The 23,073-nt window shown below is 69.2% G+C and carries 21 protein-coding genes, 1 tRNA gene and 2 riboswitches; of the genes, 5 read left to right on the top strand and 17 right to left on the bottom strand.

The window, feature by feature from the left end:
- Nucleotides 1-15: 15 nt before the first annotated feature.
- From ABFO07_RS01795 to ABFO07_RS01770, 6 genes are all read right to left on the bottom strand, one after another.
- Nucleotides 16-1,146 (bottom strand): alginate lyase family protein, encoded by a 1,131-nt coding sequence (locus tag ABFO07_RS01795; protein ID WP_059564017.1) that lies wholly within the window; start codon nt 1,144-1,146, stop codon nt 16-18.
- A gap of 157 nt (nt 1,147-1,303) precedes the next feature.
- On the bottom strand, nt 1,304-4,231 hold the full coding sequence (gene gcvP / locus ABFO07_RS01790) for an aminomethyl-transferring glycine dehydrogenase (protein WP_059923310.1): 2,928 nt from the start codon (nt 4,229-4,231) through the stop codon (nt 1,304-1,306).
- A 61-nt stretch (nt 4,232-4,292) separates the two neighbouring features.
- Nucleotides 4,293-4,673, bottom strand: coding sequence for a glycine cleavage system protein GcvH (gene gcvH, locus ABFO07_RS01785; protein WP_059563878.1), 381 nt, complete (start codon nt 4,671-4,673; stop codon nt 4,293-4,295).
- A gap of 104 nt (nt 4,674-4,777) precedes the next feature.
- A complete protein-coding gene (gene gcvT / locus ABFO07_RS01780; RefSeq protein WP_059563879.1) occupies nt 4,778-5,896 on the bottom strand; it encodes a glycine cleavage system aminomethyltransferase GcvT in 1,119 nt (372 codons plus the stop codon).
- A gap of 85 nt (nt 5,897-5,981) precedes the next feature.
- Nucleotides 5,982-6,115, bottom strand: a riboswitch (glycine riboswitch).
- 32 nt (nt 6,116-6,147) lie between these two features.
- Nucleotides 6,148-6,249: riboswitch (glycine riboswitch) on the bottom strand.
- Between the two features lie 111 nt (nt 6,250-6,360).
- Nucleotides 6,361-6,762: a hypothetical protein gene (locus ABFO07_RS01775; RefSeq protein ID WP_059563880.1), complete on the bottom strand. Its 402-nt coding sequence runs from the start codon at nt 6,760-6,762 to the stop codon at nt 6,361-6,363.
- 126 nt (nt 6,763-6,888) lie between these two features.
- A complete protein-coding gene (locus ABFO07_RS01770; RefSeq protein WP_059892130.1) occupies nt 6,889-7,941 on the bottom strand; it encodes an oxidoreductase in 1,053 nt (350 codons plus the stop codon).
- 388 nt (nt 7,942-8,329) lie between these two features.
- Between ABFO07_RS01770 and ABFO07_RS01765 the strand changes: the two genes are divergently transcribed.
- Nucleotides 8,330-10,420, top strand: coding sequence for a UvrD-helicase domain-containing protein (locus ABFO07_RS01765; RefSeq protein ID WP_059882274.1), 2,091 nt, complete (start codon nt 8,330-8,332; stop codon nt 10,418-10,420).
- Between the two features lie 84 nt (nt 10,421-10,504).
- Here ABFO07_RS01765 and ABFO07_RS01760 read toward each other — a convergent pair whose 3' ends face one another.
- A complete protein-coding gene (locus tag ABFO07_RS01760) occupies nt 10,505-11,398 on the bottom strand; it encodes a c-type cytochrome (RefSeq protein WP_059563883.1) in 894 nt (297 codons plus the stop codon).
- Between the two features lie 249 nt (nt 11,399-11,647).
- Here ABFO07_RS01760 and ABFO07_RS01755 point away from each other — a divergent pair.
- Nucleotides 11,648-11,723, top strand: a tRNA-Arg gene (locus ABFO07_RS01755).
- A 54-nt stretch (nt 11,724-11,777) separates the two neighbouring features.
- Here ABFO07_RS01755 and ABFO07_RS01750 read toward each other — a convergent pair.
- Together ABFO07_RS01750 and ABFO07_RS01745 are read right to left on the bottom strand one after the other, a co-directional pair.
- A complete protein-coding gene (locus ABFO07_RS01750) occupies nt 11,778-12,809 on the bottom strand; it encodes a tyrosine-type recombinase/integrase (protein ID WP_230948360.1) in 1,032 nt (343 codons plus the stop codon).
- Nucleotides 12,722-13,024, bottom strand: coding sequence for a helix-turn-helix domain-containing protein (locus ABFO07_RS01745; RefSeq protein WP_230942006.1), 303 nt, complete (start codon nt 13,022-13,024; stop codon nt 12,722-12,724). The genes ABFO07_RS01750 and ABFO07_RS01745 overlap by 88 nt, the downstream gene beginning before the upstream one ends.
- Nucleotides 13,025-13,190: 166 nt before the next feature.
- On the opposite strand from ABFO07_RS01745, the gene ABFO07_RS01740 reads away from it, so the two are divergent.
- Nucleotides 13,191-13,418 carry a hypothetical protein gene (locus tag ABFO07_RS01740; protein ID WP_124490501.1) on the top strand — a complete coding sequence of 76 codons (228 nt, stop codon included), beginning with the start codon at nt 13,191-13,193 and terminating at the stop codon, nt 13,416-13,418.
- Between the two features lie 136 nt (nt 13,419-13,554).
- On the opposite strand, the gene ABFO07_RS01735 is transcribed toward ABFO07_RS01740, so the two are convergent.
- The 4 genes from ABFO07_RS01735 to ABFO07_RS01720 form a co-directional block, all read right to left on the bottom strand.
- Nucleotides 13,555-16,347 carry a toprim domain-containing protein gene (locus tag ABFO07_RS01735; protein WP_347468154.1) on the bottom strand — a complete coding sequence of 931 codons (2,793 nt, stop codon included), beginning with the start codon at nt 16,345-16,347 and terminating at the stop codon, nt 13,555-13,557.
- Between the two features lie 13 nt (nt 16,348-16,360).
- Complete coding sequence (locus ABFO07_RS01730; RefSeq protein ID WP_060291327.1) at nt 16,361-16,624, bottom strand: hypothetical protein; 264 nt, start codon at nt 16,622-16,624, stop codon at nt 16,361-16,363.
- A 207-nt stretch (nt 16,625-16,831) separates the two neighbouring features.
- Complete coding sequence (locus ABFO07_RS01725) at nt 16,832-17,080, bottom strand: ogr/Delta-like zinc finger family protein (RefSeq protein WP_059804212.1); 249 nt, start codon at nt 17,078-17,080, stop codon at nt 16,832-16,834.
- A 164-nt stretch (nt 17,081-17,244) separates the two neighbouring features.
- The gene (locus ABFO07_RS01720; protein WP_059563888.1) at nt 17,245-17,460 is read right to left on the bottom strand and encodes a hypothetical protein; all 216 of its coding nucleotides are present in this window, start codon (nt 17,458-17,460) and stop codon (nt 17,245-17,247) included.
- Between the two features lie 90 nt (nt 17,461-17,550).
- Between ABFO07_RS01720 and ABFO07_RS01715 the strand changes: the two genes are divergently transcribed.
- The gene (locus tag ABFO07_RS01715; RefSeq protein WP_375782264.1) at nt 17,551-18,039 is read left to right on the top strand and encodes a helix-turn-helix domain-containing protein; all 489 of its coding nucleotides are present in this window, start codon (nt 17,551-17,553) and stop codon (nt 18,037-18,039) included.
- A gap of 272 nt (nt 18,040-18,311) precedes the next feature.
- Nucleotides 18,312-18,608, top strand: coding sequence for a hypothetical protein (locus ABFO07_RS01710; protein WP_059563890.1), 297 nt, complete (start codon nt 18,312-18,314; stop codon nt 18,606-18,608).
- Between the two features lie 216 nt (nt 18,609-18,824).
- Here ABFO07_RS01710 and ABFO07_RS01705 read toward each other — a convergent pair whose 3' ends face one another.
- From ABFO07_RS01705 to ABFO07_RS01690, 4 genes are read right to left on the bottom strand one after another with little or no spacing between them, the layout of a single operon-like run.
- Nucleotides 18,825-19,922: a phage late control D family protein gene (locus ABFO07_RS01705; protein ID WP_059923316.1), complete on the bottom strand. Its 1,098-nt coding sequence runs from the start codon at nt 19,920-19,922 to the stop codon at nt 18,825-18,827.
- Nucleotides 19,919-20,386, bottom strand: a complete 468-nt coding sequence (locus tag ABFO07_RS01700; protein ID WP_059993789.1) for a phage tail protein — start codon at nt 20,384-20,386, stop codon at nt 19,919-19,921. The genes ABFO07_RS01705 and ABFO07_RS01700 overlap by 4 nt, the downstream gene beginning before the upstream one ends.
- Nucleotides 20,387-20,416: 30 nt before the next feature.
- On the bottom strand, nt 20,417-22,936 hold the full coding sequence (locus ABFO07_RS01695) for a hypothetical protein (RefSeq protein ID WP_322246547.1): 2,520 nt from the start codon (nt 22,934-22,936) through the stop codon (nt 20,417-20,419).
- 15 nt (nt 22,937-22,951) lie between these two features.
- On the bottom strand, nt 22,952-23,065 hold the full coding sequence (locus ABFO07_RS01690; RefSeq protein ID WP_017334850.1) for a GpE family phage tail protein: 114 nt from the start codon (nt 23,063-23,065) through the stop codon (nt 22,952-22,954).
- Nucleotides 23,066-23,073: the final 8 nt, after the last annotated feature.

Below are 23,073 nucleotides of genomic sequence, written 5' to 3'. Positions count from 1 at the left end.
ATTGCTGTAATGAGTCTAGCGCGCCTGCAGCGGCAAGCACGCGGCTAGCCATGCGGGCGGCGTCGGGGAGAGCTGCCGCGCGACGCGGGCGTAGCGCCCGTCGAGGCGCGCGGCCAGATGAAACAGTTCGGTGGCGTTTTTCGGGTCCCACTGCCCCGTGTAGCCCGGAATCCCGGCTTCGCGGCGCTTCGCGTCGAACGGCACCGGCGAGTGCACGAATTCCTCGTGCGTCTTCTCGCCGAGCGCATACGGCACGAGCCAGTCGAGCGCGGCGGCGAGCGTCGCGCCGTTCGAGCCCTTTTCGCGCAGCCAGTTGCGGTTGAAGCGGCGCGCGGCCAGCGCGGCGGTCGCGAGCGGCTGCAGGTCGTAGACGGCGTAATGCAGCGCGTCGCGTTCCGTGAAGTCGTAGGTCGTGCCGTCCGCGCCGATGTTGTCGGCGAGATGCTCGACGAACAGCCGCTGCGCGGCGTTCATCATCTTGCGGTCGCCGAGCGTGAACGCGGACAGCGCGATCAGCTTGATCCGGTGGCTCTGCCAGTTGTTGCGCCAGGTGCCGGCGAGCGGGCGCGGCTGCGCGTCGATCCGCTCGACGTAGCCGGCGCCGAGCTTCGCGATGAACGCCGACGCCGCGTTGCGGGTCTTCACCGGCAGCGCGCTCGCCGTCATGTCGTACGCGAGGATCAGGCCGTCGAAGCGCGTCTCGTCGATCGGGTTGAAACCCGGCTGGTAGGTTGCCACCCACGCGGACAGGAAGCGGTCGACGAACTGCAGGTAGCGCGCGTCGTTCGTCACGCGCCACGCGAGCGCGGCGTCGCGCATCAGCTCCATGTCCTTCAGCGCGGCGGCGCTCTGGTCGTAGATGCCTTCGTGCGGCAGCGTGCCTTCGGTGTGCACGCGCGGCTGCGCCTTCGGCTGCTCGCCGAGATGCGCGTCGACGCCGTGGATCAGCGCCTGCACGCCCGGCTCGCCCTGCGTCGTCTCGCTCGACTGCAACGCCGGCGCCGCGCAAAAATTCATCGCCGCGCGCGCGCTGCCCGCCGCGCCGAAACCGGCGGCGGCGATCGACAGCGACGCGGCGAGCGTCGGCACCCACGCGCGGGCGCGCGCGCGCCGCGCGCCGTGGTCCGGAAACATCGAACGCACCATGCGGAACTCCTTCATTGGCTGGATCGCGTGTGATGTTAGCCGGATTGACGCGCGCGCGTGAGCCGCTTCGGCTGCGCATGCAAAAACCGCACGCAACCGGGGTTGCGTGCGGTGTGCCGTCAGCATGGTGCGGGCGAACCCTGGAACGGCGCGCGCGTTACGCGTATTCCGACATCGGCACGCACGAGCAGAACAGGTTGCGGTCGCCATAGGCGTTGTCCGCGCGGCCGACCGGCGGCCAGTACTTGTTCGTGCCGAGCGACGCGACCGGGTACGCGGCCTGCTCGCGCGAATACGCGTGCGGCCAGTCGTTCGCGGTGACCACGGCCGCCGTGTGCGGCGCGTGACGCAGCGGGTTGTCCTCGCGGTCGGCGCGGCCTTCCTCGACGGCGCGGATTTCCTCGCGGATCGCGATCATCGCGGCGATGAAGCGGTCGAGTTCCTCCTGCGATTCCGATTCGGTCGGCTCGACCATCAGCGTGCCCGGCACCGGGAAGCTCATCGTCGGCGCGTGGAAGCCGTAGTCCATCAGGCGCTTGGCGACGTCGTCGACGCTGATGCCGCTCGATTCCTTGATCGGACGCAGGTCGAGAATGCACTCGTGCGCGACCAGCCCGCCCGGGCCCGAATACAGCACCGGGTAGTGCGGCGCGAGGCGCTTCGCGATGTAGTTCGCGTTGAGGATCGCGGTTTCCGTCGCGGCGGTGAGGTTCTTCGCGCCCATCATCGCGATGTACATCCACGAGATCGGCAGGATCGACGCCGAGCCGTACGGGGCGGCCGACACCGCGCCGATGCCTTCCTCGCCGCGCGCGTAGCCGGTCGAGCGCTGGTTCGGCAGGAACTTCGCGAGGTGCGCGCCCACCGCGACCGGGCCGACGCCCGGGCCGCCGCCGCCGTGCGGGATGCAGAAGGTCTTGTGCAGGTTCAGGTGCGACACGTCGCCGCCGAACTGGCCCGGCGCGGTCAGGCCGACCATCGCGTTCATGTTCGCGCCGTCGACGTACACCTGGCCGCCGTGCGCATGCACGATCTCGCAGATCTCGCGGACGTTCTGCTCGAACACGCCGTGCGTCGACGGATACGTGATCATGATCGCCGCGAGGTCCTTCGCATGCTCGTCGGCCTTCGCCTTCAGGTCGGCGATGTCGACGTTGCCCTGCGCGTCGCACGCGACCACCACGACCTTCATGCCGGCCATGTGCGCCGAGGCCGGGTTGGTGCCGTGCGCCGATGCGGGGATCAGGCACACGTCGCGGTGGCTCTCGCCGCGCGACGCGTGGTACGCGTGGATGATCAGCAGGCCCGCGTACTCGCCCTGCGAGCCCGCGTTCGGCTGCAGCGACACGGCCGCGTAGCCGGTTGCCGCGACGAGCATCTGCTCGAGCTGGTCGATCATCTCGCGGTAGCCGACGGTCTGCTCGGCCGGCGCGAACGGGTGGATCTGGCCGAATTCCGGCCACGTGACGGGCAGCATCTCCGACGTCGCGTTCAGCTTCATCGTGCACGAGCCGAGCGGGATCATCGAGCGGTCGAGCGCGAGATCCTTGTCCGACAGGCTGCGCAGGTAGCGCAGCATTTCCGTTTCTGAATGATGGCGGTTGAACACGTGGTGCGTCAGGTACGCGCTCGTGCGTTCGAGGCCGGCCGGCAGCGCGGCGATGCCGGCGAGGCCGGCGTCGAGCGCGTCGACGTCGGGCGCGGTGCCGCCCGCGGCCTGCGCGAACACGGCGAGCAGGTCGGCGAGGTCGTCGCGGGTGGTCGTCTCGTCGACCGAGATGCCGACCTGCGTGGCGCTCACGCGGCGCAGGTTGATGCGCTTCGCGTTCGCGAGCGCGTGGACCTGTTCGGTGCGTGCGCCGGTGTCGATCGTCAGCGTGTCGAAGAACGTGTCGTTGACGGTCGCGAAGCCGAGCTGCTTGACGCCGGCCGCGAGCAGCGCCGCGATGCGGTTCACGCGCAGCGCGATCGTCTTCAGGCCGTGCGGGCCGTGGTAGACCGCGTACATGCTCGCCATGATCGCGAGCAGCGCCTGCGCGGTACACACGTTCGAGGTCGCCTTCTCGCGGCGGATGTGCTGTTCGCGGGTCTGCAGCGCGAGGCGCAGCGCGGGCTTGCCCTGCGCGTCGACGGTCACGCCGACGAGGCGGCCCGGCATCTGGCGCTTGAATTCGTCGCGCACCGCGAGGTACGCGGCGTGCGGGCCGCCGAAGCCCATCGGCACGCCGAAGCGCTGCGTGTTGCCCACGGCGACGTCCGCGCCCCATTCGCCGGGCGGCGTCAGCACGGTGAGCGCGAGCAGGTCGGCCGCGACGACCACGTGGCCGCCGGCCGCGTGGATCGCTTCGGTGAGCGCGCGGTAGTCGCGCACGTCGCCGTTCACGCCCGGGTATTGCAGCAGCACGCCGAACGCGTTCGACTGCGCGGCGTCGGCCGCCGGGCCCGTGACGACTTCGATGCCGACCGGCAGCGCGCGGGTGCGGACCACTTCGAGCGTTTGCGGCAGCACGTCGTCGGCGACATAGAAGAGGTTCGACTTCGGCTTGCCGGTGCGCTGCAGCAGCGTCATCGCCTCGGCCGCGGCGGTCGCTTCGTCGAGCAGCGACGCGTTCGAGATCGCGAGGCCCGTCAGGTCGGCGACCATCTGCTGGAAGTTCAGGAGCGCCTCGAGGCGGCCCTGGGAAATTTCGGGCTGGTACGGCGTGTAGGCCGTGTACCACGCCGGGTTTTCGAGCACGTTGCGCAGGATCACCGCGGGGGTGTGCGTGTCGTAGTAGCCCTGGCCGATGTAGGAGCGGAACACCTGGTTCTTGCCTGCGAGCTCGCGCAGCGCGGCGAGCGCCTCGGCTTCGCTTTTCGGCTGCACGAACGGGCCGAGCGGCAGCGTTTCGGCGCGGCGGATCGACGCGGGAATCACGGCGTCGATCAGGGCGGCGCGCGACGCGAAGCCGAGCGTGTCGAGCATGGCCTGCTGGCTGGCGGCGTCGGGGCCGATATGGCGTTCGGCGAACGCGTCGTGCGTTTCGAGCGCGGCGAGCGAGAGGGGCGTGCGGTTCATCAGGCGGTCCGGGTGTTCGAGCTTCATGGCGTGACTCTGGTCCCGCGCGGGCCGGCTGGCCGGCCCCGCGCGGTTTCGGGTGAGGGGATTAGTCGATCAGCTTGCTGTAGGCAGCGGCGTCGAGCAGGTTGTCGGTCGATGCGCCGTCGGCGAGCTTGATCTTGAACAGCCACGTGTCGTACGCGTCGCTGTTCACTTCTTCCGGCGTGTCGACGGCGTCCGCGTTGATCGCGACCACTTCGCCCGTCACGGGCGAATAGATGTCCGACGCGGCTTTCACCGATTCGACGACGCCGATCGCGTCGCCTGCCTTCACCTGCTTGCCGACTGCCGGCAGTTCGAGGAAAACGATGTCGCCGAGCGTGCTTTGCGCGTGGTCGGTGATGCCGATCGTCAGCGTGCCGTCGGCTTCGGTGCGGATCCACTCGTGTTCGTCGGTGTACTTGAGTTCGGCCGGAACGTTGCTCATCGGATGCTCCTGAATAGAAAGGGTGTGATTCTTCGTTCTGGCGCACCGTGACGGTGCGCCGGGTGTGGGTCGCCGGGCGCCATGCCGCCCGGCCCTCGGGGTCGTTACGCAGCGAGGACCTTGCCGTTGCGCACGAACGGCAGTTTTACCACGCGCGCGGGAAGTTGCTTGTCGCGAATCTGCACGTGCACGGTGTCGCCGATCTGCACGGCCGCGGGCACGCGCGCGAAGGCGATCGATTCCTGCATCGACGGCGAGAAGGTGCCGCTCGTGATCTCGCCTTCGCCGTGCGGCGTGACGACTTTCTGGTGCGCGCGCAGCACGCCGCCCGCCTTGCCGTTTTCCTTCTGCAGGATCAGGCCGACGAACGCGGCGCGCGAGCCGTCGCGCTCCAGCGCGTCGCGGCCGACGAACGCGCGCGGCGCGCTGAGGTCGACCGTCCACGCGAGGCCCGCGTCGAGCGGGGAGACGGTTTCGTCCATGTCCTGGCCGTACAGGTTCATGCCGGCCTCGAGGCGCAGCGTGTCGCGCGCGCCGAGCCCGCACGGCCGCACGCCGTTCTGCTGCAGCGCGTTCCACAGCGCCTCGACGTGCAGCGCCGGGACGATCACCTCGAAGCCGTCCTCGCCGGTGTAGCCGGTGCGCGCGATGGTGAGATCGCCGAACGGCGTGCCCGCGACCTGCGCGGCATTGAACGGCTTCAGCTCGCTCGTCGCGGCGCGCGCGGCGGGCAGCGTCGCCCAGGCCTTTTCACGGGCGTTCGGGCCCTGCACGGCGACGATCGCGAAATCGCGGCGCGGCGCGATCGTCAGGCCGTAGCCGCCTTGCTCGTTGAGCTGGTTGAACCACGCGATGTCCTTCTCGGCGGTGCCGGCGTTGACGACGACGCGGAAGAAATCCTCGGTGAAGTAATAGACGATCAGGTCGTCGATGACGCCGCCCTGCGGGTTGAGCAGGCACGAGTAGAGCGCCTTGCCGGGCGTCTTCAGCTTGCCGACGTGGTTCGCGATCGCGTGCTCGAAGAACGCGCGCACGCGGCTGCCGGTGAAATCGACGACGCACATGTGCGACACGTCGAACATGCCGGCGTCGGTGCGCACGGCCTGGTGTTCGTCGATCTGCGAGCCGTAGTTGACGGGCATGTCCCAGCCGCCGAAATCGACCATGCGAGCGTTGAGCGCACGGTGCGCGGCGTTGAGCGGGGTATGTTTGAGTGCGGTCATCGGGGTCTCAGGCAAGGCGCTTGCGCGCGGGACAATACGGCGATGTCGTCGACTGCCGCGGCCCATGGCCTGCGGACGGTCCTGTACATGCCCCTCTGTCCTCGATACCTGAGAGATTGCGCCGCGGGCGTGGCCCGGCGAACGCGCGCCCCTTCGGTGGGCAGCTTGCCCGCGCTGCTTGTGCGCAACGGGCTACTGCCGCTCTCCAGAGTGCGAAACTCGCGGCCTGCGCGATGCGCAGGCGGGTTGCTTCGACGCGGCCGGTCCTTTTGCCTGAGAGTTTGCGGGTGTGCCCCTTCGGCGGCGCGACCGGCGTTGCAGCGATGCGGTCACGCGCTCTCCCGACGCGTGCGGGCGACTGTACGCGAGCGGGTGAGGCTTGTCAATTTGGTCAAATCCTTGTCGCTTCGCGACAAGCGGCGGCACGGGCGCCGCCGCTTTCCGGCCGGCCGCCGGCGCGGGCCTCACTCGCCGATCGCGCGCGCCGCGGTGTCGAGTTCCTGGTTCAGCACGCGCTGCTCGTCGGCCGACAGGCCGCCGCCGTGCTGCGTGGCCATGTCGGTCGATTCCTGGCGGATCACGTCGAGCCGGCGATGCAGCGCGGCGCCCTGCGGCGGCGGGTAGTAGCCGCCGTTGACGCGCGCGTCGATCCGGCGGCCGAGGTTGTCGATGCGGTTCTGGATCTGCTGCATCCGCTCGTAGCCGACGACCGGCGGCGGCGGGCTGACCGGCGGGGCCACCGGCGGATTGACCTGCGGGGCGGGGCGGGGCTGGGGCGCCGGGCGACGCTGCTGCGGCTGCACGATACACGCCGCGAGCGCGGAAACCAGGGCGCAGCACACTGCCGCGCGAATCAACCGTTGCATCACTTTCTCCTGACGGTTTGGTGTCGGATCGACTTTTTCGAGAAACGCTTCAGACCGGGGCACCGCTGACTTTCGTTCCCGCACCATTTGTAACGGATTGTTCCGGCGGCGGCGACGCGCGCGGTTTCAGACCGTCTTGCGCACGAACGGCAGGCGGCGGCCGTCGTGCTCGCTTTGCGCGGCGAGCTCGATGATCGTCATCACGTCGACCGCGTCCTGCGGCGTGACCGGGAACGGCGCACCGTCGCGGACCGACGCGGCGAGCGCGCGATAGAACTCCGCGTACTGGCCGTCGAGCGTCGGCAGCGGGCGCTCGGTTTCGATATCGCCGTCGAGCACGCGCAGCACGCCGGGCGGGTTGCCGCCGCCGAATTCGACGTGGTCGGGCGTGAGCCCCGCCTTCAGCTGGTCTTCCTGCGTGTCGAGCCCGAACTTCTGGTAGCTGCCGCGCGTGCCGTGCAGCGTGAAGCGCGCCGGCTCGATCGCCGCCAGCGCGCTGGCGTGCAGCGCGACGTCCTTGTCCGGATAGCCGAGCAGCAGGTGCACGAAATCGGGCGCGGTGCCGTTGTCGCGGCGGGTCTTGACGGTCGCGCTCACCGTGTCGGGCAGGCCGAACAGCGCGAGCGCCTGGTCGATCAGGTGCGGGCCGAGATCGAGCAGCAGGCCGCCGCCGCGCGCGGCTTCCTCGCGCCAGCGCACGCGCACCTGCGGCCGGAAGCGGTCGAAGTGCGACGCGACATACGTGATGCGGCCGAGCTCGCCGGAATCGACGAGGCGGCGCACGGTGAGGAAATCGCCGTCCCAGCGGCGGTTGTGGAACGGCGCGAACACGCGGCTGCGGGCGTTCGCGAGGCGCGCGAGCGCGAGCGCCTCGTCGGAGGTGAGCGTCACCGGCTTGTCGACCACCACATGGCGGCCGGCTTCGAGCACCCGGCGCGCGAGCGGGAAGTGGGTGTCGTTCGGCGTGGCGATCACCACGCATTCGATGTCGTCGAGCGCCAGCAGCGCGTCGAGGTCGGCCACGATGCGGGCATCGGGATACGCGGCGCTCGCGCGCGCCGGCTGCCCGGTGGCGATCGCGGCGACCTGCGTGCGGCCGCTCGCCGCGATCACCGGCGCGTGGAACGTCGCGCCGGCGAAACCGAAACCCATCAGACCAATCCTGAGCAATGACGACATGGCAATCCTTGGCAACGAGCGAAACGAGGGCGGCGCGCCGGAAGGGGCGCGGTGACGACCGGCTATTTTGGCATGGCGCCGATGCGTGGTCGGTCGCTTTTCGTCGAAGGGGACGGGATGGCGAACAGGGCGGGCGGGCAAAGGGCCGGGGCCGCCGCGCTGCCTGCATGGTCGTGCGGCGCCGCCCCTCGCGGCGCAAAACCGGCTGAACGAAAGAGCCCGCGCGCCGCGATCCGCCCGCCCGGCCCCGTCCGGCGGGGCTCCGGAATTCGCCGCTCCGGGCGTGTTAACATGCGCGTCCTGCCCGCGCGTTCGCATGCTCGACCTCGCGCCCCGCGCACGGCATCCTCCCGGCGTCCCGCCGTCAACCGCAACACCATCCGCAATCATGTCCGCAGGCCTCAATCCCGCCCAGAACGAAGCGGTGCGCTATCTCGACGGTCCGTGCCTCGTGCTCGCCGGCGCAGGCAGCGGCAAGACCCGCGTGATCACGCAGAAGATCGCGCACCTGATCGAAGCGAAAGGCTTCGAGCCGCGCCACATCGCCGCCGTCACGTTCACGAACAAGGCGGCCGCCGAAATGCGCGAGCGCGTGTCGAAGCTGCTCGAGGGCAAGACGCTCACCACGCCCGGCAAGGAAGGCCGCAAGGTGCCCGTCAACCAGCTCACCGTGTGCACGTTCCACTCGCTCGGCGTGCAGATCCTGCGCCAGGAGGCCGAGCACGTCGGCCTGAAGCCGCAGTTCTCGATCATGGATTCGGACGACTGCTTCGGGATGATCCAGGAGCAGATCGGCACGACCGACAAGGGCCTGATCCGCAAGATCCAGAACATCATCTCGCTGTGGAAGAACGGCCTCGTCACGCCCGAGGAGGCGATGACGATCGCCGCCAACGAGGACGAGCATCAGGCCGCGCTCGTGTACCGCAACTACGTCGCGACGCTGCATGCATACCAGGCCGTCGACTTCGACGACCTGATCCGGCTGCCGACCGAGCTGTTCGCGAAGAACGAGCAGGTGCGCGACCGCTGGCAGAACAAGCTGCGCTACCTGCTGATCGACGAGTACCAGGACACCAACGCGTGCCAGTACGAGCTGCTGAAGCTGCTCGCGGGCCCGCGCGCGGCGTTCACCGCGGTGGGCGACGACGACCAGGCGATCTACGGCTGGCGCGGCGCGACGCTCGAGAACCTCGCGCAGCTCGGCAAGGATTTTCCGAAGCTGCACCTGGTCAAGCTCGAGCAGAACTACCGGTCGACGGTGCGCATTCTCACCGCCGCGAACAACGTGATCGCGAACAACCCGAAGCTGTTCGAGAAGAAGCTGTGGTCCGAGCACGGGATGGGCGATTCGATCACCGTCACGCCGTGCAACGACGAGGAGCACGAGGCCGAATCGGTGGTGTTCCGGCTGTCCGCGCACAAGTTCGAGCGGCGCACGCAGTTCCGCGACTACGCGATCCTGTATCGCGGCAACTTCCAGGCGCGCATCTTCGAGCAGGTGCTGCGGCGCGAGCGGATCCCTTACGTGCTGTCGGGCGGCCAGTCGTTCTTCGACAAGGCCGAGATCAAGGACCTGTGCGCGTACCTGCGGCTGATCGCGAACGCCGATGACGATCCCGCGTTCATCCGCGCGGTCACGACGCCGCGCCGCGGGATCGGCAACACCACGCTGGAAGCGCTCGGCTCGTTCGCGGGGCAGGCGAAGGTGTCGCTGTTCGAGGCCGTGTACATGGGCGGCATCGAGGCGCGGCTGTCCGCGCGCCAGATCGAGCCGCTGCGGATGTTCTGCGACTTCATCCAGCGCCTGACCGACCGCGCGGACAAGGAGCCCGCGACCGTCGTGCTCGACGACATGATGGAGGCGATCCACTACGAGGCCTACCTGTACGACGCGTTCGACGAACGGCAGGCGCAGTCGAAGTGGCAGAACGTGCTCGAATTCCTCGAATGGCTGAAGCGCAAGGGCACCAAGCCGGAGGCGGCCGAAGCCGTCGACGGCGAGGCCGAAGGCTTCCACAACGCGGACGGGCTTGCCGACACCGGCAAGAACCTGCTCGGCCTGATCCAGACCGTCGCGCTGATGTCGATGCTCGAAGGCAAGGACGAGGACCCTGACGCGGTGCGGCTGTCGACGGTCCACGCGTCGAAAGGGCTCGAGTATCCGCACGTGTTCCTGGTCGGCGTGGAGGAAGGCATCATGCCGCATCGCGGCGGCAGCGAGGACGACGGCCCGATCGACAGCGAGCGGATCGAGGAGGAGCGCCGGCTGATGTACGTCGCGATCACGCGCGCGCAGCGCAGCCTGCACCTGAACTGGTGCAAGAAGCGCAAGCGGGCGCGGGAGACGGTGGTCTGCGAGGCATCGCGCTTCATCCCCGAGATGGGGCTCGACGATGCGCCGCCGCCGACGCCCGAGGAAGCGCCGATGTCGCCGAAGGACCGGCTTGCGAGCCTGAAGGCGCTGCTGCAGAAGTGATCGCGGCCGTGTGACGGACGGTCAAGGTCAAGCAAAACCCCCGCGATGCTCGCGCAGCGCGGGGGTTTTTCGTTGCGGCGGCGCTTACTTCGACGCGTTGACCATGTAGTCGACGGCGGCCTTCACGTCGGCGTCCGACGCGGTCGATCCGCCCTTCGGCGGCATCGCGCCCTTGCCGTGCAGCGCGTAGTTGTAGACCGTGTCCATCGATTCCTTCAGGCGCGGCGCCCAGTCCTCCTTGCTGCCGAACTTCGGTGCGCCGAGCACGCCGGCCGCGTGGCAGGCCTGGCAGACCTGCGTGTACAGCGCCTTGCCGGCCGACGCGGCGTCGGCGCTCGTCGGCGCGGCCGCGGGCTTTTCGCCGGCCTTCGGGATCGCGGCAAGCGCGGCCTGCGCGGCGGCGATCTGCGCGTTCGCGGCGTCGGCCGCGCCCGATGCGCCCGCTGCGGCACTCGCGGCCTGCGGCGCGTTGGCGGCCGGCGCGGCCGGTTCGGGGAAGTTCGCGCCGTCGTTGTTCGCCATGTAGACGATCGCGCGGGCAATTTCGTAGTCGCTGTAGTCGTCGGGGCTCGTGCCGCCGCGCGGTGGCATCGCGCCCTTGCCGGCCAGCGCCGTTTTCAGCAGCGTGTCGAAGCCCTGCGAGATGCGCGGCGCCCAGTCGTCCTTGCTGCCGAACTTCGGCGCGCCGGCGGCGCCCGTGCCGTGGCAGGTCACGCAGACCGCCTTGTACACTGCCTCGCCGGTCTTGTAGGTGCGTGGCGCGTTGGCGTCCTTCACGTCGACCTGCGCGAGTGGCGCGATGCGCTTCGCGACCTGTTCGTCGGACAGCGCGTCGGTGCCCGCTCCGGAACGGAACGCAACGTTGGCGTAGGTGGCGAACAGGATGATGATGACGATCGGAACCGCGAACGACGCGATGATCAGGGCAATCAGCTGCCCGGGCGTTTTGACGGGAGATTCGTGGGGTGCTTCGCTCATGCTTGCCTCGTCTCCGTGAATAGGAATTGTGAGCGGTGCAACGGCAAAATGGCTGTCCAAAGAAGCACGGACGATTATAGACGGAACGTTTACATCACGGGGAGCGGCGCGAAGGCGCGTGTTTACCCGCACCGAGCCCGCCCGGCGGCCGATTCGGCGACAAGGTGGACGCGTCATGGGAAACCGGGTATCCTTGCCGTCTTGCCATTCGTGGGCGGCCGATTATTCGGGGTCGCTCCACTGTCACAGGCGCCCGTAGCTCAATGGATAGAGTACTGCCCTCCGAAGGCAGGGGTTGCTGGTTCGATCCCAGCCGGGCGCGCCAAGTCTAGTCAGTCTCTCAGCGGTTTCCTCCCCTCGTCAGGCACCTTCGTTGCAGCTAAATTGCAGCCAGCATCGGCGCGGGCTCGGCCGTCAGCGGCGTGACCCACTGCGCCAGGTGATCCGCCGACAGGTGCGCGTACCGCTGCACCATCTCCATCGTTTCCCAGCCGCCCAGCTCCTTCAGCACCTGGAGCGGCGTGCCGCGCTGCACGTGCCAGCTCGCCCACGTGTGCCGCAGGTCGTGCCAGCGGAAATCGCGGATGCGAGCGCGTGCCAGCGCCTTGCGCCAGGCGGCCGTCGCGGTCTGGTAGACCGGCTTGCCCTGGTACACGAACACGTGGTCCGCGCAGCCGGGCGCACGCTCGTGCGCGCGCTGGCGGCTCAGCACCGCGATCGCCGTGTCCGACAGCGGCACCGTGATCGCCTTCTTCGCCTTCGCCTGGTCCGGGTGAATCCACGCGACGCGTCGCGCGATATCGACCTGCGACCACTGCAGCCCCGTCACGTTCGAGCGGCGCAGCCCCGTCTCGAGGCTGAAGCGCGCCATCTCGGCCAGGTGGCCGGGCAACTCGGCCAGCAGCCGTTCCGCTTCCGCCTGGTTCAGCCAGCGGATCCGCTTCTGCACGACCTTCGCGCGCTTCGTCACCGGCGCGCGGTCCAGCCATTCCCACTCGACGGCCGCGTTCAGCACGGCCTTCAACACGCCGATCACGCGGCGCACCGTGCCGGCGCTGGCGGTCCGGTCGGTCGTCACGATCCCGCGCTTCGTGCGGATCACGAGCGGCTCGCGGCGCTTCTCCAGTGCGATCGCGTCGACGCGGTCGCGGTCGATGTCGGCCAGCGCGACGCCGGCGAGGTGCCGGTCGAGCCAGCGCAGGTGCGTCTTCGACGTTTCCAGGCTCGGCAGCCCGTCGCGCTCGCCGACGTAGCGCACGACCGCATCGTTCCACGTGTAGCGCGGCTTCCTGCCTAGCCGCGCCTGGTTCCACAGGTCCACCTTCAGGCGGTCGTGGAATTCCTGGGCCTGCTCCTTGTTGCTGGTGCCAGTGCTTCCCTGTACCGGCGTTCCGCCGCCAGGGGGGTACAGCTTGTATTGCCAGTTCGGGCTGGTTTTGCGTTTGTAGAGCGACAAGGTTCAACTTCCTCCTGCTGATCGCCCTGCGCGCCGCGCGGGAGCCATTCTCCGGCGAGGTAGCGCTGCAGGGCGACGGTCGAGAACATCCAGCGCTTGCCGACCTTGCGGCCCGGCAGCGCGCCGGCTTTGGCTTTCAGGCGCACCGTCTCGGGATGGGCGCCGAGCATCGCCGCCGCGCCGAGCAGGTCGATCGTGTGCAGCGGCGACGCGTCGGCGCCCTGCGCGGGGGGCGCACACGCAGCGCAACCCGTGGATTCGTGGTTCTGGCCCATTGCTTTCATAACCGTATGATTTTTATGGGATAGCTATGCCGCGATGCGCCACGGGTCAGCCGTGGATACCGTTGCCGACCCGTGGCACGAAAAACAGGCAGGCGCGCCGACCCGTGGCAAATCGTCGATCACCCGTGGCACGGCCGCCGGACGGATTCCGTGCCTCTCTCCCTGTTCTTTCTTCTTCTTTTTCAATGAATTAGAGAGAAGAAGGGAAGGGGCGACGGCGCTCGCCACGGAAACCGCACGCGTGGCAAAAACGGCCCGACCCGTGGCGAAAACCGAGTGACGCGTGGCGGCACTTTCTTCTGAAATCAAGCACTTAGGAGCGCGCGCCCACGAAAGCCACGGGTTTTTTGCGCTGCCTGCGCCGCCCCCGCGGCCATCGACGCCCGGGCGCAGCCGCTGCATCGTCCGGGCGCGGCTCATGCGCGCGCTCCTTGCCGCGCATCGGTCGCGAGATCCTCGCGCACTGCGACGTACAGCCCGAACGCGGCCAGGCGCTCGAGCGACACCGGCACGAGGTGCGCGACGCGCCGCGTATAGATGCGGCGCTCGACCTCCTTGTCGCCGACGACCACGCCCGCGTGCTTGAGCTGCGCCTTGAACACGCGGTCGGACTTCACCGGCAGCCCGTTCCACTTGTCGCGCAGCGCGCTCGTGTGCGCGATGTGATCCATCACGTGCCCCGTGCGCAGCAGTAGGCAGAACTCGCCGTCGACGGTGTCGAACGTGTACGGATGCTGGTAGTTGCCGCCGTCGATCTCCGACAGCACCGTTTCCATGATCCATACCCACGGCTCCCGATCGGCGCTCGTCTCGGCGACGTGGCCGTTCATCTCGGCGATCAGGTCGCGCGGGAAGTCGCCTTCGCTCGGGTCCATGCCGGCGAATTCGCACAGGTAGCGCCACGCGAGCGCGACGGCCGCGTAGTTGCCGGCCATGCGCCGCGCGCCGTCGTCCTCGCCGCTCGCGCGGCAGTGGGCCAGCGCCTTGTCGCGCAGCGTCGCGTACTGCTCGAGCGCCGCGCGCCGGTCGAGGCCCGCGAGGAACGCGAGCCATTGCCGCACCGGGAAGCGCGGCAGGTCGTCGGGCAGCAGCGGGCCGCGCTTGCCGGTCAGCGTCGTGCGCACGAGCTTGCCAAGCAGGCTGCGCACCGGCACGTCCTCGCCGGCCAGCATCACCGGCGCGCACAGCAGGTATTCGGTCATCTCGGCGCCGCGCCGCGTCACCGTGTACTGGTAGTTCTCCTGCAGCAGCCCGACCGCCTTGTCGATCACGTCCTGCCGGCGCGCGGACAGTTCTTCCCAGCCGACCGGGTGGCTCGTGTGGCTGATGCTGGTCAGCAGCCGGAACTCGGTCTGCAGTGACTGCCCGGAAAACATCGTGAACGCGAGCGAGCGCTCGAGCCGCTTGATCAGCGTCGACTTGCCCGCGCCCTTGTTCGCCTGGATCGTGATGTGCGGCCAGAAGCCGAGCAGCGCCTTCAGGTGGCCGCCGAGCGCCCACACGAGCGGGATGGTCGCGGCGTTCTGCCGGAACGTCGCCTGGTACGCGGTGATCACGCGGCGCGCGTCGCCGACCGGGCCGCTCGGGAACGTCAGGTTGTGATACGGGCACTGCTTGTCCGCTTCGGTGAAGTAGCAGTCGGGGCCTTCGTTGACGATCAGCCGGCCGTCGCGCCACGCGAGCCCGACGAAATTCGCGGCCTGGCGCGCGCCGAGATCCGCGCCGCGCTCGAGGATGTTGACCATCCGCTTGAACGGCGCCGGCGCCCAGATCGGGCCGAACTTGCCCCACTGGTCGACGTTGTGCAGCTGGTCGTCGAGCATCACGCGGCGGATCAGCTGCGCGCCGTGGCGCGGCGCTTGAACGGAGACGGCGAAGTAGACGGTGGGCGCCTGGTCGGCGTCGCCCGTCATCGTCGACGTCGCGCTCGCGACCGACACGCGGCTGATGCCGGCGATGCGGAAGCCGCACAGGTCCGTCATCACGGGCGTTTCGACGCCGGATTCCTCGTTGCGGTCCATTTTCGTGATGTAGCTCGTGAAATCCGGCCGCGTGCGGAAGCGCCAGTACTGCGCGAAATCGTGCGGCGGCAGGAAGATGCGCGGCCGGCCGCGGCGCGTGGCGTCGCCGGCGAGGCCCGCGATCAGCCACGGTTCGAGCTGCTCGAGCGCGCGGGTCAGCTCGGCCGGGCCGCGCAGCTGCAGGTAGTCGTTCACGTCGTTGATGGGCTGTCGCGTCTTCTCGCCGTCCGCGAGGTCCGCGAGCCAGCCGGCCTGGTCGACGAGCACCGCGCTGATGTTCAGCGCGGTGAGCCGCTCGTACAGGGCCCACGCGGCTTCCGGGCCGGGGCGGCGGCCGGCGCGCGGGTGGCCGTCCGCGAACGGCTCGTCGTTGTCGAGGCAGATCACGACCTGCTTGCCGCGCAGGAACGCGAAGTCGATCGCGTCGACGTTCGCGAGGCCGCGCAGCGCGAGCGCGGCCGTGCCGGGCAGCGCGCAGGTGTCGACCGACAGCGCGTTGATCGCGCTCTCGACGAGGTACACGCGCTTCGCGCGCTCGAGCCGGCGCGCATCGGCGGTCCAGCCGTAGCCGGCCTTGTCGCCCTGGGTCTGCGTCTTTACGCCGCCGTTGAGCGCGGGGTCGACGTAGCGCATGTCCACCGCGACCACGCGCGCGTCGCCGGGCGCGCGCACCACGAACGCGGCAGCCGGGCCGCCGTGGCCGACGTCGCCGGCGGCGACCTTCGGGCTCGTCCATGCGTTGAAGCCGAGCGTGCGCGCGGCGAGCGCCGCGTCGATCGCCGAGTCGGCAATGCCGCGGCCGCCGAGGTACGCGCGCACGCGGTCGCGCTCGGCGAGGCACCGGTCGGCGATGTATTCGACGGTCGATTTCTCGCGGCGCTCCGCCGGCGCCGGCCGGTCGGCGGGGATCCCGTAGGCGTCATGGAGGTAGCGCACGGCGTCGGCGACGGTGCCGCCGCGCGCGTGCATCACGAGGTCGATGCACGAGCCGCCGGCGTCGGCGCTGTGGTCGCGCCAGCCGCTGCCGTGCTTCGGGTGGTTCACGAAGATCGACAGGGACGGGCTGCGGTCCTCGTGCTGCGGCGAGTGGTAGAGCGCCTTGTCGCCGCCGCGGCCGCGCTGCAGGCCGAGGCGGCCGGCGAGGTCGTGCAGGTCGATGCGCTGTTTCAGTTCGTCGATCGTGGCCATCGTCGTTGCGGGTTTATTGCTGTTGCTCGAATTGACGGCGCAGCGCGTGCACCGGATTGCCTGTGGTGGCGGGCGACGCGGCGAGCGCATGCAGCGCGGCGGCGGCGTGCGGGAAGCCGAGCGCGAGGCGATCGCCGAGGGCGGCGACGAAGCGGGCGAGTGCGCACTGCCGCGCGGCGCTGTCGGCCGGGTGGTCGAAGCTCAGCGCGTCGGCGGCCGCCTCGATGGCGGCGCGCAGTGCCGCGTCGTGCGGTGCGGGGGCGGGGTGGCGGTTCATGTGCGCGCCTCCCCGGCGAACGCGCCGGTGCGCGGCGCGAAGCGGTGAAACATCGGCTCGCGCATCGCGCGGCCAGGGCGGGTCGAGGTCATCGGTGTCCTTTTCGACGGCAAAAGCAATCCCTCGCGCCGCACAGGCACGATGCGAGGGACCAGCAGGGAGCGGGGCTGCAGCGGCCGGTCGTTCGCGAGAACCGGCCCTACGGCGTCAGACGGGCAGCTCGAGCTGCGCGGCCATGCGCTCGCGCACGTGCGGCGAGAGCGGCAGCTGCAGCGACAGGTTCGGGATCGCGGACGGCGACAGCGTGCGGGCGAACTCCATGTTCACGACGTACGTGTGGCCGCACTCGGGGTTGGTGCACTGGAAGGTGATTTCGCGGAAGGTCAGCGACATTTCGCGGCTGCTGCGCGCGGTGGCGCGCGTGCGGCAGTGCGGGCAGCGGTTCAGGATTCGCATTTCGTGTTACTCCGGGCGAGAGACCGCGCGCGGGCGTGCCGGCGCGCTGCAACGTTGGCCGATCGGCGAATGGGCACGCGCGCGGATGCGCGGCAGAATCGGCACACCGGATCTGGCGTGCAGGCGGGCGCGTGCGGGATCGGGGGGCATGAAGGCGCGCAGCTTCATCGGCGTGCGGTGCGCGAGCGGGGCGCGGCGATCGCGCGCAGGTGGCTCGCGCCGATGCGGATCAGTTCGCGCGCCATGCTCGACATCGAGCGGTTGCGCTGCGCGGCGAGCTGCTCGAGCTCGCCGCGTTCGGCGGGCGTCAGCCCGACGTAGACGGGCTTGTCCGACATCGTGCCGCGCGGCGAACGGCGCGGGCCTGAGGTGGTGGTCATGGTCGGTATACTTTGGAGAGTTAGTCTTGCGTTACGGTAAGGCCAGTGTAATGAGCAAAAAACAGCTCGTCAATTGTTAATGGGTAATTTATGGCACATATCGGAAGTCGCTTGCGGGATGAGCGCTTGCGGATCGGGCTCAGCCAGGACGAGTTTGCGACGGTAGGCGGCGTCGCGAGACGCTCGCAGTCCGCATATGAGTCGGACGAACGCGCGCCGGATGCGGCCTATCTGCTGGCCGTTCGCGAGATCGGCGTCGACATCGGCTACGTGCTGACCGGCGAACGGGCCGCCGGCGGCGCGGCGGCGGAGCAGGGCGCCCGCGACGCGGACGAGGCCGACGTGCTCGCGATGTACCGGCAGCTCAACGACGCCGGCAAGGCATCGCTGCATGCGTTCCTCACGAGCTGCATCAACACGGGCGCGATGCTGCAGCCGGCCACGCCGCGGCGAGCGAAGCGCCTGCCGGAGAATCGCCGTGCGGCACTCGATCAGCGCACCGCCGAGAACGTCGATCGCGCGAAGGCCGAGCTCGAGCGGCTGAAGGCCGAGCGGGCGGCGAAGGGATCGGGCAAGTAGCCGCGGCGCGCGGCCGGCGCGTTCGCCGGCGCGCCGGCGAGCGGCCGGGAACCCGTCGGCCATCGGCCCGAACCGGGCAGGTCGCGGCGTGCTTAATCCTGAAAACATGCTCCTGACACATCGGATAAAATCCGAACAATCACTGTATATCCATACAGTATTGGTTTAGCATTCTGAAAGCCGGTGAGGCTGGCGACGGTGGGAATTCCGAGGCTACCCCGTCGTGTCGGGCGGCCTTGCGGTCGATGATTGTGTTTGTGGAGACCGGAAGAATGAACAGCGACATGCAGCACAACAACAGTACGACTGGCGCGGCGGCGCCTGCTGATCATCATGCGGACACAGGCGGGGCGCCGGCGTTCTCGCCGCAATGTCGTACGAACCTGACCGACGACGAACGGGCCGACGCGCATGCCGCGATCGACTGCGCGATGCAGTCGGTCGGCCAGGTGCTCGAGGCCGCGTTGCAGGCGATGGCGAACCTGCGCAATGCGCGCGCCACGCTGGCGCCGCCCGACGACGGGCGAGACGCGCGCCTGAATCTCGGCGTGAGCCAGCAGGCGCGCTGAGCGTCGACCAAGCCGCACCGTCGCGACCGGGTTACGCGACGACGTGCGGCGCCCGCTCCCGGCTGCGCGTGCGCTGCGCCACGCGAACGGGATCCGGAATCGCCACGCAGGCCGGCTTTCCGTCCGGCCCTTCTTCCCTCCACACGTCAGTCGCGCGTTTCCGCGCCTTTCCCCCCTCGCCTGAATGCCCCGCGTGCCCGATCGAACGACGCGCCGTCAGGGCTTGCCGGCCGGCTTGCGGTGCGACTTGTCCTGCTTGTCCTTCTTGTTCTTCGAATCGTCGCGCACCTCGAGCTCGAGTTCCGTCGTGAAGCCCGTATCGGCGAACTTGTGCGTCGCCTTCTTCACGAGCCACGGCGTGTCGTCGATTTCCGGCTTGAACCCAGACACGCTGACGGGCATCTCCGGAAACAGCTCGGGCCGGCCGAGCGCGAGCGCGTAGGTCATCGTCGCCTGAAGGCGCTGGATGCGCCTGAATTCGGCCTGCGCGGCCGCGCGCGCTTCTGCTTCGGTCGCATAGTCCTGCGGCAGCACCTTCGTGTTCTTGCCCTTCTCGTCGCCGACCACCACCGACTTGCGCTGCGCCTTGCCGTTCGAGTGGTAGTTCGCGCGCACGGCCGCGTAGCTGTCGCGCTGCTCGATCTTGTAGTGATGCTGGTCGCCGCTCGCGCGCGTGAGCGGCAGCACGTCGAGCGGCCTGCCGCTCGCCGTCTTGCCGCCGCCGATCGGCAGGAACAGCAGGTGGCGGGTCTTCACGGTCATCACGGCGTCGTAGCGCTTCGCGAGGCGCGTCAGGAACGACAGGTCGGATTCGTGCGTCTGGTCGATGTGCTCGATCAGGATCTGCGCGAGCGTCGCGTCGATGGCCGTCTTCAGCCCGTGGCGCGCCGCGATGGCCTGCACGATCGCGCCGATCGTCTGCTGGTGCCAGCTCTTTTCGCGGCGCTCCTGCATGCCGTTCGTCATCGATGCCGAGCGCGCCGTGATCCGGATGGTGTCCGGCGCGCCGGTGTGCTCGACCGTGTCGACGGTGAACTTGCCCTTGTCGACGAGCGGCTCGCCGACCCAGCCGATCGACACATCGATGTTCGCGCCGCGCAGCGGAATCGCGAACGTGTTGCGCGTGTCGTCGACCGTCAGCTCGAGCGTGTCGGCTTCGTCGGCCCGCGATTCCGTCAGTTGCAGGCTGACCAGGTTCGGCGCGATCAGGCGCGACAGGTCGCGGCCGTCGAGCGTGATCCGGTAGTCGGCCTGCGGCTGGACGCGCCCGGTGCGGGTCGGGTGTTGGCCCGGCTTGCAGTCGAAGGTGCTCATCGGTCGGATGCTCCGTCGTGCATCGCCGGCGGTGCGTCGCCCGGTGCGTTGTCGTCTTCTGCTGGCGGCGGTGCGGCCAGCGCGCTGTCGTCGACGCGCTTGAGCGTCAGGTTGAAGTCGATCTTGCGCGGCACGCCTTCCTTCGTGTGATACGTGCCCGTCACGTCCATCGACTCGATGACGTACGCGCCGTAGACATAGCCCTGGCCGTCGACGAGCACGTAGGCATCGCCGACGTCGCCCATCTGCGCGAGCGCCTCGACCGACGCGATCTCGCCGATGCCGTTGTCGGGCGCGACCGAGCCGGACAGGGTGATCGCGTCATTGCCGACGCCGGCGAACTGGCTCGCATCGCGCACGCCGATGCGCGAGCTGGTCGGGTGCTTCCAGCTGCGCTGGCGCTTGAGCTCCCGGTACGGCGCGGTCGCCAGGCTGAAGACGAACTGGTTGAGCGACATCATCATGGGCAGGTTTCCTTTCCTTGCAGCGGACAATCAATCGGACAGGCGCGAGCCGGCGCGCATGGCCTTCTCGCGTTCGCGGCGGTCCATCTCGGCGCGCATCGCGCGAACGAAGTCTTGCTCGTTGGCGCCCGGCGGCGTCGTGATGTTGATGGTGACCGGGCCGGACGCGGGCACGGCGCTCGCGGCGGCCGGCGCCCTGAGCGGCTGGTGGTAGTCGAGCGACGTATTGAAGCGCGCCAGCGGCCCGGTGGCGGCGGGCGAGTTGGCGGCGAAGGCGGGCGTGCCGACCAGGCTTGCGGCGGTCGCGATCGTGCCGACGGTGCGCGCGGCGCGTGCGGCGCCGGCCGCCGCGCCGTCGCCGGCCGCGTCCGACGCCTGCAGGCCGAGCTTTTCCCGGAGCCAGCCGAGCGCCGAGGTGCCCAGGTTGCCGATCGTGTCCTTCAGCGCGCCAAGGCGATTCGTGATGCCGTCGATCAGCGCGGTAATCATGCCGCTGCCGATTTCCATCAAGCCGGCACCGAGGCCGCTGAACCAGTCGCTGATGCCGCCCACCGCGCCCGTCACCCACTCGACGGTGGCGTTCCATTTCGCGGCGATCCAGTCGACTGCCGCGCCGAACGCGCCCTTGATCCCTTCCCATATCGAGATGAACATCGGGCCGAGCGTGTCCCAGTGCTGCCAGATGTAGACCGCGATCATTGCAAGCGCGCTGAAGAAAAGCAGCAGCGGATTTGTCGCCACCGCCACCCTGATCATGTTGAGCGCGCTGACCATCGACATCGCGAAGCGCAGCACCGCGATCGATCCGAGCACGGTGCCGAACACGCTGGCGAGCGTGCCGACGGCGACGAACAACCCGGCGAGCACCGTCAGCGTGGTGACGATCACGTTCGCGGCCGTGCGGTGCTCGCGCATGAACCCGACGACCTTCCCGATCGCGGTTGCCGTGAGGTCGAGCGCCTTGTTGTAGATCGGCGTGACCCGCTCGCCGATCTCGAGCTTCAGGTCGCGCAGCTGCGCGTACATCGCAAGCTCGCGGCCCTGCGTCGACTCCATGCCTTTCGCCTTCATCGCGCCGATGCCGTCGGTGGCGGCGGCCTGCTTCTCGGTGTCGTGGATCTGTGCGCTCTGCTCGTACAGCGTCGTGAGCAGCTTGCCGGCGGCCTGGTCGGGGAACAGTTTCGCGATCGTGTCCTTGATCTTCTCGGGGCTGGTGATCCCCTTGGCGGCGAGTTTCGGCAGCAGCACCTTTTCGAGCCATTCGAGCGGCGACGCCTGCAGCTTGTCGCTGCCCGTCAGCGCGCCGGACTTGAGCCCGGTGATCTTGCCGTTCTTGTTGTGCTCGACGAGCTTCGGGTCGACCAGGCCGAGCGCCGTCAGCTGCTGCACGGCGGGCGCGCTCGCCTTGCTCTTGAAGAGGGCCGCGAGGCCCTGGCCGGCCGCCTTTCCGCCCAGCTTCTCGATGATCGGCTGCATCTGGTAGTAGAACGCGTCCGTGCGCAGCTTCTTGGCGGCATCGCCGCCCTCGTCGGCGAACTTGCCCCACTCGTCGCCGCTGACCTTGGCGCCGGTCGCCGTCATCATCTTCTGCACGATGTCGGCTTCGGCGCCCAACGCCGCCTCGTCCTTGGTGCCGCCGCGCAGGTCGATCACCTTCATCATGCTGATGAACTTTTCGACGTTCTTCTTTCCCTCGTCCTTGCCGTACAGCGACTCGTTCGCGAATTTCATGTCCGCGAGCAGCGGCATCGCGACCTTGGCGCGCGCCTCGTCGCCGCCCACTTCCGCCAGCGCCTCGCGCATCAGGGTCAGGTTGTCGACGGTCGACTGGCCGTACGCCTGCTGCGCGCGCGCGAACTTCACCGCGTCGGCCGACGCACCCATCGCGCGGATGCGCAGCGTTTCGCTTTCGGCCTGCTTCGCGGCGTCGATCGGCTCGGACAGCATGCCGAACATCTCCTTGCCGGTGCCGGTGATGGCCTTGCCGCGCGCGGCCATCTTCTCGCCGACGCCGCGCAGCGATTCGATCCGCGCGCGCCGGGCTTCGGCGCGCTGCTCGCGCTCGGCGTCGTAGCCGCGCACGCCGGCGTCGATCATCGACCTGCGCGACGCCATGGTGTCGCGCAGGTTGCGCTCGTCGCGCGACAGGTTGCGCGTGTCGATGCCCGCGCCGGCGAGTTGCGCGCGCAACTGCCCCACGCTGGCGGCCTGCCGGTCGTGCGTGGCCGCCAGGTCCGCGGCCGCGCGTCGCGCGCTCTCGAAATCCTGGATCATCCGGCGCGACGGCGGGCCGGACGCGTTCAGCGCCTGGCCGAGCGCATCGACGCGTGCGCGCGCGCCCTTGAGCGCCGTTTCGGTATCGGCGAGGCCGCGGCGCATCTCGCGAAACTCGCCGACGCGCTGCTGCGTCTTCGCCATCTCATCCAGCTCGCGTCGGCTTGCCTTCAGCGAGTCGGCCAGCCCCTTGTTGCCGGTCAGGATCATTTGCAGGGGCTTCGTCATGTTGTCGACCATGTCGAGCATGACGCGCAGTTTCAGGGTGTTGTCCATCGTCGATCGTTTCGCTCATTCGGCGCCGGCGCGCACGCGTGCGCGCTCGCGCCAGTCCATCAGCTCGGCCAGGCTGAAGGCATCCATCACGGGCGGGGTCCAGCCGAACACCGTCGCGATGTCTGCCATCGGGTCTT

It is taken from the genome of Burkholderia stagnalis (assembly GCF_039848545.1).
GTDB lineage: Bacteria > Pseudomonadota > Gammaproteobacteria > Burkholderiales > Burkholderiaceae > Burkholderia > Burkholderia stagnalis.
This window is presented reverse-complemented; position numbering and strand designations above follow the sequence as displayed.

Coding starts and splice junctions, on each gene's coding strand:
- ABFO07_RS01770 (WP_059892130.1), bottom strand. CDS start 7,941: ATGTCGTCATTGCTCAGGATTGGTCTGATGGGTTTCGGTTTCGCCGGC.
- gcvH (WP_059563878.1), bottom strand. CDS start 4,673: ATGAGCAACGTTCCGGCCGAACTCAAGTACACCGACGAACACGAGTGG.
- ABFO07_RS01705 (WP_059923316.1), bottom strand. CDS start 19,922: ATGAGCACCTTCGACTGCAAGCCGGGCCAACACCCGACCCGCACCGGG.
- ABFO07_RS01775 (WP_059563880.1), bottom strand. CDS start 6,762: ATGCAACGGTTGATTCGCGCGGCAGTGTGCTGCGCCCTGGTTTCCGCG.
- ABFO07_RS01765 (WP_059882274.1), top strand. CDS start 8,330: ATGTCCGCAGGCCTCAATCCCGCCCAGAACGAAGCGGTGCGCTATCTC.
- ABFO07_RS01745 (WP_230942006.1), bottom strand. CDS start 13,024: ATGCTCGGCGCCCATCCCGAGACGGTGCGCCTGAAAGCCAAAGCCGGC.
- ABFO07_RS01760 (WP_059563883.1), bottom strand. CDS start 11,398: ATGAGCGAAGCACCCCACGAATCTCCCGTCAAAACGCCCGGGCAGCTG.
- gcvP (WP_059923310.1), bottom strand. CDS start 4,231: ATGAAGCTCGAACACCCGGACCGCCTGATGAACCGCACGCCCCTCTCG.
- ABFO07_RS01695 (WP_322246547.1), bottom strand. CDS start 22,936: ATGGACAACACCCTGAAACTGCGCGTCATGCTCGACATGGTCGACAAC.
- ABFO07_RS01715 (WP_375782264.1), top strand. CDS start 17,551: ATGGCACATATCGGAAGTCGCTTGCGGGATGAGCGCTTGCGGATCGGG.
- gcvT (WP_059563879.1), bottom strand. CDS start 5,896: ATGACCGCACTCAAACATACCCCGCTCAACGCCGCGCACCGTGCGCTC.
- ABFO07_RS01735 (WP_347468154.1), bottom strand. CDS start 16,347: ATGGCCACGATCGACGAACTGAAACAGCGCATCGACCTGCACGACCTC.
- ABFO07_RS01710 (WP_059563890.1), top strand. CDS start 18,312: ATGAACAGCGACATGCAGCACAACAACAGTACGACTGGCGCGGCGGCG.
- ABFO07_RS01795 (WP_059564017.1), bottom strand. CDS start 1,146: ATGGTGCGTTCGATGTTTCCGGACCACGGCGCGCGGCGCGCGCGCGCC.
- ABFO07_RS01720 (WP_059563888.1), bottom strand. CDS start 17,460: ATGACCACCACCTCAGGCCCGCGCCGTTCGCCGCGCGGCACGATGTCG.
- ABFO07_RS01730 (WP_060291327.1), bottom strand. CDS start 16,624: ATGAACCGCCACCCCGCCCCCGCACCGCACGACGCGGCACTGCGCGCC.
- ABFO07_RS01725 (WP_059804212.1), bottom strand. CDS start 17,080: ATGCGAATCCTGAACCGCTGCCCGCACTGCCGCACGCGCGCCACCGCG.
- ABFO07_RS01700 (WP_059993789.1), bottom strand. CDS start 20,386: ATGATGATGTCGCTCAACCAGTTCGTCTTCAGCCTGGCGACCGCGCCG.
- ABFO07_RS01690 (WP_017334850.1), bottom strand. CDS start 23,065: ATGGCAGACATCGCGACGGTGTTCGGCTGGACCCCGCCCGTGATGGAT.